This window comes from Lapidilactobacillus mulanensis, assembly GCF_003946215.1.
Classification (GTDB): Bacteria; Bacillota; Bacilli; order Lactobacillales; family Lactobacillaceae; genus Lapidilactobacillus; species Lapidilactobacillus mulanensis.
Genome location: NZ_RHOW01000052.1, coordinates 1 through 13,275, shown reverse-complemented (window position 1 = coordinate 13,275; position 13,275 = coordinate 1). Strand labels below are relative to the sequence as shown.

At 42.3% G+C, this 13,275-nt stretch carries 6 protein-coding genes and 1 tRNA gene; all 7 read left to right on the top strand.

The genetic code is table 11. The features are described from left to right. Positions 1-74, top strand: a tRNA-Pro gene (locus EKM67_RS09685). A 186-nt stretch (positions 75-260) separates the two neighbouring features. After that, the gene (locus EKM67_RS09680; protein WP_125578809.1) at positions 261-731 is read left to right on the top strand and encodes a CtsR family transcriptional regulator; all 471 of its coding nucleotides are present in this window, start codon (positions 261-263) and stop codon (positions 729-731) included. Between the two features lie 34 nt (positions 732-765). Beyond that, on the top strand, positions 766-3,258 hold the full coding sequence (locus tag EKM67_RS09675) for an ATP-dependent Clp protease ATP-binding subunit (protein ID WP_125578808.1): 2,493 nt from the start codon (positions 766-768) through the stop codon (positions 3,256-3,258). A gap of 107 nt (positions 3,259-3,365) precedes the next feature. Then, positions 3,366-4,289 (top strand): peptidase U32 family protein, encoded by a 924-nt coding sequence (locus tag EKM67_RS09670; protein ID WP_125578807.1) that lies wholly within the window; start codon positions 3,366-3,368, stop codon positions 4,287-4,289. A 1-nt stretch (position 4,290) separates the two neighbouring features. After that, entirely contained in the window at positions 4,291-5,538 is a 1,248-nt protein-coding gene (locus tag EKM67_RS09665; protein WP_125578806.1) for a peptidase U32 family protein, read from the top strand. A gap of 271 nt (positions 5,539-5,809) precedes the next feature. Then, a complete protein-coding gene (gene rpoB / locus EKM67_RS09660; RefSeq protein ID WP_125578805.1) occupies positions 5,810-9,424 on the top strand; it encodes a DNA-directed RNA polymerase subunit beta in 3,615 nt (1,204 codons plus the stop codon). 36 nt (positions 9,425-9,460) lie between these two features. Then, positions 9,461-13,135 carry a DNA-directed RNA polymerase subunit beta' gene (gene rpoC / locus EKM67_RS09655; protein ID WP_125578804.1) on the top strand — a complete coding sequence of 1,225 codons (3,675 nt, stop codon included), beginning with the start codon at positions 9,461-9,463 and terminating at the stop codon, positions 13,133-13,135. The last annotated feature ends 140 nt before the right edge of the window (positions 13,136-13,275 follow it).

Below are 13,275 nucleotides of genomic sequence, written 5' to 3'. Positions count from 1 at the left end.
CGGGAAGTAGCTCAGCTTGGTAGAGCACTACGTTCGGGACGTAGGGGTCGCCGGTTCAAATCCAGTCTTCCCGATTTTAAGAGTCAGAAGTCATGTTAAATGATTCTGGCTTTTATTTTTTTGCGGCATAATGACACTGTTTTCGTGAATTTGGGTTTTAATAGTTGGCTTTCATTGAATAATCTTTTATAATAATGGTCAACGAAGGTCAAAATGTTTTTGATCGGTGGAGGCTAATAAATAATAAAAAGGATTTTGTGATGGCTGGACAAAATATTTCTGATATCATTGAAGCATATTTGAAACAAATATTGGCAGAACAGCAGCAGATCGAGATCAATCGCTCCGACATCGCCGCTCAGTTCAATTGTGTGCCTTCACAAATCAATTACGTGATCAAGACTCGATTCAATCAACAAAAGGGTTATTGGGTCGAGAGCAAGCGTGGCGGTGGAGGTTACATCCGCATTGAAAAATTACATTTCAGTGATGTCAATCATTATATTGATCGGCTTTTGGAATTGATTAGTTCACGCGTTACAGAAGATGAGTTACAGATTTTTTTGCAGCAACTCTATGGTAATGACATGATCACGAAACGTGAGGCGCAGATGGTCGCGGTCTTAGCGGATCATCAAACGCTTAATATTGATAGTCGGTCTGCCGAAGAAACATTGCGCGCTAATTTATTGATTGCATTACTAAATAGTTTACGTTATCAGCGAATGTAGTTGGTAATGTCCAGTTGAAAGGGAAGGTGTTCGCTTGGATAATTTATTTACAGAAAGTGCAAGTCAGGTTTTGATGATTGCCCAGGAACAGGCACGCTATTTTCGTCATCATGCCGTTGGAACGGAGCATTTGTTACTTGCATTAACCATCGAAAGTAATGGTATTGCTGGTAAAACATTACGTCAGCTAACGATTACGCCGGATTATGTTAAAGAAGAAATTGAGCGGTTTACTGGTTATGGCTCTTCAGATGTTCAAGAGACCGAAGATAAGGACGGATATTTGCCATATTCACCAAAGTCGAAACAGATTCTTGCTTATGCTGGTGATGAGGCAAAGCGTCTCGGTGCAGTTAAAATTGGTACGGAACATATTTTACTTGGCCTTTTACGCGAAGATGACATCCTAGCCTCTAGAATTTTAACTAATCTAGGTTTGAGTCTTTCAAAAACTAAACAGTTATTATTGAAAAAAATGGGTTTGTCCGAGTCAGCTATTAAGCGTAAGGGGCAACCCGCAAAAGCCAATCAAGTCAATCAACAAACGCTGACGCCTACATTGAATTCATTGGCGCGCGATTTGACCCAAGCCGCAACTGAAAATAAGATGGATCCTGTCGTTGGACGCGAACGTGAAGTCAAACGAGTAATTCAGATTTTGAGTCGTCGAACTAAAAACAATCCCGTTTTACTTGGCGAACCTGGTGTTGGTAAAACTGCTATTGCTGAAGGTTTAGCACAGCGGATCGTTGCGGGTAATGTGCCAGCGGACATGCGTGAAAAACGTTTGATGATGTTAGACATGGGTTCATTGGTTGCAGGTACAAAATATCGTGGTGAGTTTGAAGATCGTTTGAAGAAAGTGATCGATGAAATTTATCAAGATGGTCAAGTTATTTTATTCATCGATGAATTGCATACGTTAATTGGTGCAGGTGGTGCAGAAGGTGCCATCGATGCTTCTAATATTTTGAAACCAGCGTTGGCTCGTGGCGAGCTACAATTGATCGGTGCGACGACGCTGGATGAATATCAAAAGTATGTTGAAAAAGATTCCGCACTAGAGCGTCGATTTGCCACTGTGCAGATCGACGAGCCATCTCCTGCAGAAACTGAAGAAATTTTGCGTGGATTACGGCCACGATATGAGGCACATCATGGTGTAACTATTACTGATGAGGCGCTTCATGAGGCGGTTGTGTTAGCTGATCGTTATATTACTGGACGTTTCATGCCCGATAAGGCGATTGATTTAGTTGATGAGTCGGCAGCTAAGGTACGGCTGGATGTCGCTGATGATATGAGCCCCACCGAACAAATGCAGCAGGAATTAAATGAATTGATCAACAAAAAAGAAACTGCCATTGAACAACAGAACTTTGAAAAGGCAGCCAGTATCCGCGAAAAAGAAATGGCTGTTAAACAACAGTTGGAAACTTTCGATCCTGCCGAGCATTCAGTTCGAACCGACATTCAAGTTAAAGCAGAAGACGTCGCCGAAGTTGTTTCTGAGTGGACCGGCGTCCCCGTGACACAGTTGCAGAAAAAAGAAAGCGAACGCTTGATCAATCTCGAAAAAATTCTTCATGCCCGCGTTGTTGGTCAAGACGAAGCTGTTGTTTCAGTTTCACGCGCGATCCGTCGTGCTCGCAGTGGCTTGAAGGATCCACAGCGACCAATCGGCTCGTTCTTATTCTTAGGACCAACCGGTGTCGGTAAGACGGAATTGGCGAAGGCATTAGCTGAGGCTATGTTTGGTTCCGAAGACAACATGATTCGCATCGACATGTCAGAATATATGGAACAATTTACAACGTCTCGTTTGATCGGGTCACCTCCTGGCTATGTTGGCTATGATGAAGGTGGCCAATTGACCGAGAAGGTTCGCAACAAGCCTTATTCTGTTGTACTGTTTGATGAAGTTGAAAAAGCTCATCCAGATGTTTTCAATTTACTCTTACAAGTTTTGGATGATGGTTATTTAACGGATGCCAAGGGTCGTCGGGTCGATTTTCGCAATTCGATCTTAATTATGACCTCGAACTTGGGTGCCACTGCACTGCGCGATGACAAGAATGTTGGTTTCAGCAACTATAGTGCCACGAGTCAGTATAAACAAATGCAATCTAAGATCTTGGAAGCAACGAAGCAGTTCTTCCGGCCAGAGTTTCTTAATCGGATCGATGAAACGGTTATTTTCCATTCACTGACACGTGATCAGTTGCGTGTGATCGTTAAAATCATGGCAAAACGTTTGTTGGCTCGTTTGGAAGAACAAGAAATCGATGTTAAAATCACACCAGCTGCAATGGATATCATTGCGACGGATGGGTATGATCCTGATTATGGGGCACGACCAATCCGCCGCGCTTTACAGCGTGACATTGAAGATAAAGTTAGCGAAATGTTATTGAGTAAAGAAATCCATAAGGGTTCATCATTGACTATTGGTGGTAGCAAAGGCAAAATTACATTTGCAGTTCATCAGCAAGAAGCAACGGATAGTCAGAAGACTGTCAAAATCTAGTGTGCAAATAATTCAATGTTAACTAAGAAAAGCTAGGGGAACCTAGCTTTTTTGTTGCCGTTTATGCTATGCTTGACGAGAATTCTTAGTAGGTGAAGAGGTATTTTATGACAGAATTAGTAACGACCGTTTCTAGCTTGCAGCAGGCAGAAGCCTTATTGTCGGCTGGGGCAGATCGCTTATATTTAGGTGAAGATTATTTTGGGTTGAGATTGCCGCACAGTTTTTCTCGCGAAGAATTGTCGGATGTGGTCTCGTTGGCGCATGCTAAGGGTAAGCAGGTCACAGTAGCAGTCAATGCCATTTTCCATAATGACCGGATCAAAAAAGTTGGCGAGTATTTAGCCTTCTTGCAAGAAATAGCCGTCGACGAAATTGCCGTCGGTGATCCTGGTGTGATTTATTTATTGCAACAGTTGCAGATAACGATTCCTTATATTTATGACGCGGCTGATTTAGTTACGAGCTCACGTCAAATCAATTTCTGGGCGAAACATCAAGCCCACGCTGCAGTGTTGGCGCGCGAGATTCCATACGAAGAAATGGTGCCATTGTCTCAAGCGGTTAACATTCCGGTTGAGGTTCTCGTCTATGGTGCCACCGCGATTCATCAGTCTGGTCGGCCCTTGTTAAACAACTACTCGAACTTTGTCCAGGAACATTTAGAGGAGACAGATCGTGAACGTGGCCTCTTCATTGCTGCGCCACATCATCCAGAAACCCATTATTCGATTTATGAAGATGTGAATGGCACCCATATTTTTGCCAATAATGATGTGGATCTGATGACCGTTTTACCTAAACTCTGGCAATTAGGACTACAACGTTGGAAATTAGATGGTTTGTATGCGGATGAGACGACTTTCCCCAAAATTGTTGAGGCATTTAATCAAGCCCGACAATTATTAGATCAACAAACAGCAAGCAATGAAGAACTTGCCACATTAGATCAGGTTGTGCAGCAATATCAACCTGATGAACGGGGATTGGATCTGGGATTCTTCGACCTGGATCCAGATGAGGTGAAATAAAATGCAAAATATTAAAGTGAAACATCCAGAAGTCTTAGCACCCGCGGGTACGCCAGAAAAGTTACGAATTGCAATCGATTATGGTGCGGACGCGGTTTATATTGGCGGAGACGCCTATGGTTTGCGTTCTCGCGCTGGCAATTTTTCTTTTGAGGAAATGGCTGCAGGTGCTCAGTATGCTCATGAGCGAGGTGCTAAGGTCTACGTCGCGGCCAATATTGTGGCGCATGAGCAGAATTTGGCAGGCGCAGGTGAATTTTACCGTCATGTTCGCGATGCTGGTGTTGATGCAGTGATCGTTTCTGATCCGTCATTGATCGAAGCCGCGATTACCGAAGCACCCGGCTTGAAAGTTCATTTATCGACACAAGCTTCTGCAACAAACTATGAGACGCTTAATTTTTGGAAAAACGAAGGTCTCGAACGGGTCGTCTTAGCTCGCGAAGTGGGTATCGATGAGATCAAGGAAATGCGCCAACACACGGATATTCAAATCGAAGCGTTTGTTCATGGTGCGATGTGTATTGGCTATTCAGGTCGTTGTGTCTTATCGAATCATTTAAGTTTGCGTGATGCCAATCGTGGTGGTTGCGCACAGAATTGTCGCTGGAAATATGATTTGTTTGATATGCCAGAGAACGGTCAGAAACGTGAATTGATGGGTCATGGTCCCGATGGGAAATTAGAAAAATTCTCAATGAGTGCCGTTGATATGTCCATGATCGAACATATTCCAGATTTAGTTGAAGCAGGTGTTGATTCATTAAAAATCGAAGGTCGCATGAAAACAATTCATTATGTTTCTACGGTTGCCAATGTTTATTCAACGGCGGTACGTTCTTATTGTAATGATCCAGAACACTATCAACTTGATCCGGCTTGGGTAGATGAGCTTTGGAAAGTGGCACAACGTGAGTTATCAACTGGTTTTTATTACGGTGTGCCAGATGAAAATTTCCAATTATTTGGTAAGCGCCGGCGGATGCCTCATTATGCTTTTGTTGGTCAGGTGTTGGATTATAATGATGAGACTCACCAAGTGACGGTTCAGCAACGGAATAATTTCGGTGTTGGTGACGCGATTGAATTTTATGGTCCTCAATTTGCACATCACGCACAGACCGTCAAAGATTTATTCGATGATGAAGATCAAGCTATTGAACGCGCGCCTCATGCCATGCAAGTCGTACACTTCACCTGCGATCAACCGGTTAAGAAAGGTGATTTCGTTCGCGCACAAGAAGTGTGATTCATGGCAATGCGATACGCAAGGTTTGACAAGCGTGCTTTAATCTACTATACTTGTAAAGTCTAAAAAGAACTGTAGCTATATATTGCAGTATCACGCCGATCTATTGTCCGGTTAGTGATTATAGAGTACAAAAACAATGAGTTAAACGAATTGTTTTTGTCTTTTTTTTGCTCAAAAAAGATAAAAATAGTTGATTTAACCAAATTGTAATATTTGTAATCTTTTAGTAATACTAATGCTACTGAATTTTTTTGAAGGGGTGAACAGTTTGACAGGACATATCGTGAAATATGGTAAACATCGGACTCGTCGTTCTTATGCACGAATTAAAGAAGTCTTGAATTTACCAAATTTGATCGAGATTCAATCAAATTCTTACCAATGGTTTTTAGATGAAGGCCTCCAAAGCATGTTTCAAGATATCATGCCAATTGATGACTTCGCTGGAAATCTTTCGTTGGAATATGTTGGATACAAATTACTCGAACCAAAATATACAGTTGAAGAGGCACGTCAACATGATGCGAACTATTCCGCACCGTTGCATATCACACTCAAACTCACTAATCACGAAACCAATGAGATCAAGACTCAAGATGTCTTCTTTGGCGATTTCCCATTAATGACTGAACAGGGTACCTTTATTATCAATGGTGCCGAACGAGTTATTGTTTCTCAGTTAGTTCGTTCACCTGGTGTTTATTTCAATTCTTCAATTGATAAAAACAGTCGTACATTATATGGCACAACAACGATCCCTAACCGTGGTGCTTGGCTGGAATATGAATCTGATGCCAAGGATATTTCGTATGTTCGAATTGACCGGACGCGTAAATTGCCATTGTCTATTTTAATTCGTTCACTTGGTTTCGGATCTGATTCTGAAATTGTCGACATTTTAGGCGAGAATGATAGCCTGATGGCAACGATGGAAAAAGATATTCATAAAGATACTTCAGATTCTCGTGTCATTGAGTCTTTGAAGGATATTTACGAACGGTTACGCCCAGGCGAGCCCAAGACAGCTGACAGTTCACGTTCATTGCTGTATTCTCGTTTCTTCGATCCAAAACGTTACGACCTTGCACCAGTTGGCCGTTATAAGATCAACAAGAAATTGGGCTTGAAGCATCGTTTGATCAACCAAACTTTGGCTGAAACATTAGCAGATCCTGATACCGGTGAAATTTTAGCCACTAAGGGAACTTTAGTTGATCGCGAAGTCATGGATAAATTGAATCCATATTTAGCACGCGATGATTTCAAGACCCAAACATTCGAGCCTTCAGACGAAGGTGTTGTGACTGAACCAATGACGATCCAAACAATCAAAGTTGTTTCGCCTAATGATCCTGAAAAGGAAGTTCGTCTGATCGGTAATGCTAATATTCCTGTGGAAATTAAACATATTACGCCGGCAGATATTATTTCCTCGATTAATTATTTCTTGAACCTACGTGAAGGTTTAGGCTCAACGGATGATATTGATCACTTGGGTAACCGTCGGATCCGTTCTGTTGGTGAGTTGTTACAGAATCAATTTAGAATTGGTTTAGCACGGATGGAACGTGTTGTTCGTGAGCGGATGTCAATTCAAGATATCGCGACCGTTACACCTCAACAATTGATCAACATTCGTCCTGTTGTCGCTTCAATCAAGGAATTCTTCGGTTCTTCACAATTGTCACAATTCATGGATCAAACTAATCCATTAGGCGAGTTGACTCATAAACGTCGTCTTTCTGCCTTAGGGCCTGGTGGTTTAACTCGTGATCGTGCCGGATATGAAGTTCGTGACGTTCACTATACTCATTATGGTCGTATGTGTCCGATTGAAACGCCAGAAGGTCCTAACATTGGGTTGATCAATAGTCTGGCTTCATACGCCGTTGTTAATAAATACGGCTTTATTGAAACACCATATCGTCGTGTTGCTTGGACTGATCATAAAGTTACCGACAAAATCGACTATTTGACTGCCGATGAAGAAGATAATTACATTGTGGCTCAGGCCAACTCACCATTGAATGATGATGGTAGTTTTAAAGATGAAACCGTCTTAGCTCGTCACAAAGATGATAATATTGAAATCAGCCCCGAAAAAGTCGATTACATGGACGTTTCACCTAAACAAGTTGTCGCCGTCGCTACAGCTTGCATTCCTTTCTTGGAAAATGATGATTCTAACCGTGCCTTGATGGGCGCCAACATGCAACGTCAGGCCGTTCCTTTGGTTGATCCACACGCACCATTAGTGGGTACTGGGATGGAATATGTTGCTGCACATGATTCCGGTACAGCTTTGTTAGCTAAAGCGGCTGGTACAGTCGAGTTCGTGGATGCTAAAGAAGTTCGGATCCGTCGTGAAGACGGTACTCTGGATAAGTATCAGTTGATGAAGTTCCGTCGTTCTAATGCAGGTAAGAGTTATAATCAACGTCCAATCGTTGCCAAAGGCGATCATGTTGATTTAAGCGAGATCATCGCTGATGGACCAGCCATGGAAAATGGTGAATTAGCTTTGGGTCAAAACCCACTGATTGCCTTCATGACTTGGAACATGTATAACTTTGAAGATGCCGTTGTTTTATCAGAACGCTTAGTTAAAGATGACGTTTATACGTCGATCCATATTGAAGAATACGAATCTGAAGCACGTGATACCAAATTAGGACCTGAGGAAATAACTCGGGAAATTCCTAACGTCGGTGAAGATGCTTTGAAGGATTTGAATGAATTTGGTATCGTTCGTATCGGTGCTGAAGTTCGTGATGGTGATATTTTAGTTGGTAAGGTAACGCCTAAGGGTGTCACTGAATTATCAGCTGAAGAGCGTTTGCTACACGCAATTTTCGGTGAAAAAGCGCGTGAAGTTCGTGATACTTCTTTGAAGGTTCCACATGGTGGTGGCGGTATTATTCAAGACGTCAAGATTTTCACCCGTGAGGCTGGAGACGAATTATCTCCTGGCGTTAACATGATGGTTCGTGTCTATATCACTCAGAAACGTAAGATCCAAGTCGGTGATAAGATGGCCGGACGTCATGGTAATAAAGGTACGGTTTCAATCGTTGTTCCTGAAGAAGATATGCCATTTATGCCAGATGGTACACCAATTGACATTTTATTGAACCCAATGGGTGTTCCTTCTCGTATGAATATCGGTCAGGTTTTGGAATTGCATTTAGGCATGGCTGCTCGCAATCTCGGCATTCATGTGTCAACCCCTGTCTTTGATGGTGCCAATGATGATGATCTTTGGGCAACTGTTAAAGAAGCGGGTATGGCTAGTGATGGTAAGAGTGTCTTATACGACGGACGTACTGGTGAAGCATTCCATAATCGTGTGTCTGTTGGGGTCATGTACTACATGAAACTTGCCCACATGGTTGACGATAAGATTCATGCACGTTCGATCGGACCATACTCATTAGTGACGCAACAACCTCTTGGTGGTAAAGCACAATTTGGTGGGCAGCGTTTTGGTGAAATGGAAGTTTGGGCACTTGAAGCGTATGGTGCCGCTTATACGTTGCAAGAAATCTTGACTTACAAGTCTGATGATGTTGTTGGTCGTGTTAAAACTTATGAAGCTATTGTCAAAGGTGATTCAATTCCTAAGCCTGGTGTTCCAGAATCATTCCGTGTTTTGGTCAAAGAAATGCAATCCTTAGGCCTTGATATGAAGGTTCTCGATGCTGATCATCAAGAAATTGAATTGCGTGATATGGACGATGAAGATAGTGAAGTCGTCAATAACGATGCTTTGCAGAAATATGCTGATGAGCAAGACAAGAAGCATCAGGAAGAAGTTGCTCGTAAAGCCTTGGAAGAATTAACTGGAAAAGGCAATGCGGTTGAAGCAGATAAAGCTGATAAATAAGTTTAATGACTGAAAATTACAGGGAGGTCTAAATCTTTGATCGATGTAAATAAGTTTGAAAGTATGCAGATCGGACTTGCATCGCCAGATAAGATTCGTAGTTGGTCATATGGCGAAGTAAAAAAGCCTGAGACGATCAACTATCGAACTTTGAAACCCGAACGTGATGGTTTGTTTGATGAACGCATTTTCGGACCAACAAAAGACTGGGAATGTGCCTGTGGTAAGTACAAACGTGTCCGTTATAAGGGTATTGTCTGTGATCGCTGCGGTGTTGAAGTGACACGCTCAAAAGTTCGTCGCGAACGAATGGGTCATATTGAATTAGCTGCACCAGTCACACATATTTGGTATTTCAAGGGAATTCCTAGCCGAATGGGTCTTGTTTTGGACATGAGCCCACGTGCTTTGGAAGAAATCATTTACTTTGCTTCATACGTTGTCATCGATCCTGGTGAAACAACGCTAGAACGCAAGCAATTGATGACTGAACAAGAATACCGGGAACGAATGGAAGAATTCAATGGTAAATTCAACGCCAAAATGGGTGCTGAGGCTATCAAAGAATTACTCCAACAAGTTGATCTCGATAAAGAAGTTGTTGAGTTAAAAGAAGATTTAAAGAGTGCTCAAGGTCAGAAACGGACACGTGCTATTCGTCGTTTGGACATCTTGGATGCCTTCCGTCAATCCGGCAATCAACCAGAATGGATGATCATGGATGCCATTCCGGTTATTCCACCAGATTTACGGCCAATGGTTCAATTGGAGGGTGGCCGTTTTGCCACTTCTGATTTGAATGACTTGTATCGTCGTGTGATCAACCGAAATAATCGTCTGAAACGATTATTAGATTTGAACGCACCAAGTATTATCGTTCAAAATGAAAAGCGGATGCTTCAAGAAGCCGTTGATGCTTTGATCGATAATGGTCGTCGTGGGCGTCCGGTTGCCGGTCCTGGTAATCGTCCATTGAAGTCACTTTCACATATGCTTAAAGGTAAGCAAGGCCGTTTCCGTCAAAACTTACTTGGCAAGCGTGTCGATTACTCTGGTCGTTCTGTTATTGATGTTGGTCCTACATTGAAATTCTATCAATGTGGTGTTCCTCGTCAAATGGCACTTGAGTTATTCAAGCCGTTCGTCATGCACGAATTGGTCAAACGCGATATTGCTTCAAATATCAAAAATGCAAAACGTAAAATTGAGCGTCAAGACGATGATGTCTGGGATGTTTTGGAAGACGTTATCAAAGAAAGACCAGTTCTTTTAAACCGTGCACCAACATTGCACCGTTTGGGTATTCAAGCTTTTGAACCCGTCTTAGTTGATGGTAAGTCAATTCGTTTACACCCACTTGCTTGTGAAGCCTACAATGCCGATTTTGATGGTGATCAGATGGCTATTCATGTGCCGCTATCAGATGAAGCACAAGCCGAAGCGCGTATGCTGATGTTAGCAGCTCATCATATTTTGGCACCTAAAGATGGCAAACCAATCGTTACACCTTCACAGGACGTTGTTTTGGGTAATTATTATTTGACCCTTGAAGAACGCGGACGCGAAGGCGAGGGCATGATTTTCAAAGATATCGGCGAAATCATGACGGCTATGCAAAATGGCGATGTTCATTATCATACTCGTATTGGATTAGCGATTAATTCAATGCCTAAGAAGCCATTTGCTGAGGAATATCGTCAGGGTGTCTTGGTAACGACTGTTGGTAAGGCAATCTTTAACCAAGTTTTACCTGAAGATTTCCCATATCTGAACGAACCAACTGAGAAAAACTTAGTTGATCAGGACTTGAGTGAATATTACTTAAAGCCTGGTGAAGATATTCATGCTAAATTAGCAGAAATTGAGCTGGTAACACCATTCAAGAAGAGCTTCTTGTCTGATATTATCGCGCAAGTATTTAAAGATTATAAAGTTCAACGTACTTCTGAGTTGCTCGATGATATGAAAGAATTAGGTTATACAGTATGTACAATTTCTGGCATTACTGTCGGAGTTGCCGATGTACCAACGATGCCTGATAAAGATCGTATTGTTGACGACGCTCATAAGAAAGTTACAAACATTTCGAAACAGTTCCGTCGTGGTTTAATCACTGATCAAGAACGTCATGATCGTGTGATCACTATTTGGAATGACGCTAAAGATGAAATTCAACAAGAATTGGTTGACTCGTTTGATCCTGCCAACCCAATTTCGATGATGAGTGATTCTGGTGCCCGTGGTTCGATTTCTAACTTTACACAGTTAGCTGGTATGCGTGGATTAATGGCCGCTCCTAACGGTGGTATGATGGAAGTTCCTGTAACTTCTAACTTCCGCGAAGGTTTGTCTGTCATGGAAATGTTCATGTCTACCCATGGTGCTCGTAAAGGTATGACTGATACGGCTTTGAAGACGGCCGATTCTGGATATTTGACACGTCGTTTAGTCGATGTTGCACAAGACGTTATCGTTCGTGAAGAGGATTGTGGTACTGATCGTGGGATCGTCATTAAGGCTATTCGTGAAGGCAATGAACTGATCGAATCACTTTATGATCGTCTAGTTGGTCGTTATCTACAAAAATCGATCGTTGATCCAGAGACTGGCGAAATTATCGCCACTCGTGGTCAATTAGTTAGTGAAGACATTGCGCATGCAATTGTTGATGCAGGTATCGAGCAAGCGACAATTCGTTCCGTCTTTACTTGTGACACTAAACACGGTGTCTGCAAGAAATGTTATGGTTATAACTTGGCTACTGGTGAAGAGGTTGAAGTTGGTGAAGCAGTTGGTACAGTTGCTGCTCAGTCAATCGGTGAACCCGGTACTCAGTTAACCATGCGTAACTTCCATTCCGGCGGTGTTGCCGGTGGTGAAGATATTACTCAAGGGTTACCTCGTGTTCAAGAAATTTTTGAAGCTCGTAATCCTAAGGGTCTTGCAGTTATCACTGAAGTTAATGGGACAATTGCGTCGATCGATGAGAATCCAGCAGAACATACACGTGAAATCACCGTTGAAGGTGCGACTGACACGAGAACATATAGTGTTCCTTATGCTTCGAGTGTTGCTGTTGCTGAAGGCGATCATGTTGAACGTGGTGCCAAGTTAACTGGTGGTTCAATCGATCCTAAGCAACTAATTCGGATCTGCGATGTGATCACGACTGAAAACTACCTGTTGTCCGAAGTTCAAAAGACTTATCGGATGCAGGGTGTTGAAATCGGCGATAAGCACGTCGAGGTCATGGTTCGGCAGATGTTACGTAAAATCCGTGTACTCGACCCTGGCGATACTGATATTTTGCCAGGTACATTACTGGATATTGCGGACTTCACTGAACAAAACCAAATCACACTGGTTAAGGGTGGTATTCCTGCAACGGGTCGTCCTGTCTTACTTGGAATTACTAAGGCATCATTGGAAACAAATAGTTTCTTATCTGCCGCATCATTCCAGGAAACAACTCGTGTTCTGACGGACGCTTCGATTCGTGGTAAGAATGATCCGCTGATCGGTTTGAAAGAAAATGTTATCATTGGTAAAATCGTTCCTGCGGGTACTGGTATGGCGAAGTATCGTCATATGGAACCTGAAATGGTCGGTGTTTCCTCCCAAAGTATTTACTCAATTTCTGATATTGAAAAACAAATGAAGGAAAAGAGTCAAGCTGAGGCTACTGAAGCAACTAAAGATAGCAAAAAATAAGTTTAGATAGTCATCTTTTTAAAAACTCATTTTACACAGGATCACAACCTTAATTCAGTTGTGGTTCTGTTTTTTGGGTCTTTGTCAAATAGTGTTGGTGGAGATTTATGAGCGATATCTGAATTTACAGATATCGCTTT